This is a genomic window from Streptomyces sp. AK02-01A (assembly GCF_033795305.1).
Lineage (GTDB): Bacteria > Actinomycetota > Actinomycetes > Streptomycetales > Streptomycetaceae > Streptomyces.
Map to the genome: position 1 here is coordinate 1 of NZ_JARBAE010000132.1, position 682 is coordinate 682.

Annotated in this window: 1 protein-coding gene; it reads left to right on the forward strand. The window is 69.5% G+C overall.

Going from position 1 to position 682, the window contains the following annotated elements; translation table 11 throughout:
- The coding region (locus tag PV679_RS36050; protein WP_319685503.1) for a ketoacyl-synthetase C-terminal extension domain-containing protein at positions 1-682 on the forward strand (682 nt) is incomplete at both ends.

A 682-nucleotide genomic window follows, 5' to 3' on the forward strand; every position in this document is an offset into this window, starting at 1 on the left:
GAAGTCGAACATCGGTCATACGCAGGCTGCGGCGGGTGTGGCTGGTGTGATCAAGATGGTGCTGGCGATGCGGCATGGTGTGTTGCCGAGGACGCTGCACGTCGATGAGCCGTCGCAGCATGTGGATTGGTCGGCGGGGGCCGTTGAGCTGTTGACGGAGGCGCGGGAGTGGCCGGAGACGGACCGTCCCCGCAGGGCGGCTGTCTCGTCGTTCGGTATCAGCGGCACCAACGCCCATGTGATCGTCGAACAGGCACCGGCCGAGGAGCCGTCGGCCGAAGAGGCGCCGATCGACGGCGGCTCCGCATCGCCGCCTGTCGGCGCCGTGGTGCCGTGGGTGCTTTCGGCCAGGAACGGGGCCGCGCTGGCGGGCCAGGCCGAGCGGCTCCACCAACAGCTGGGCGAGTCCGCACCGCGGCCGGTCGCCGTCGCGCACTCGCTGCTTGACACCCGGACACTCTTCGCAGAGCGCGCCGTGATCCTCGGGACTACTCAGCGGGAGTTGCTCGACGGTCTGGCCGAGGTCGCCGCCGGAGAGCGGAGCCGGAGCGGCTCGGTGGTACGCGGAGCCATCGGATCGGGCGGGACGGCGTTCTTGTTCGCTGGTCAGGGGAGTCAGCGGGTGGGGATGGGGCGTGGGTTGTATGCGTCTTTCCCGGTGTTCGCTGAGGCGTTTGATGCG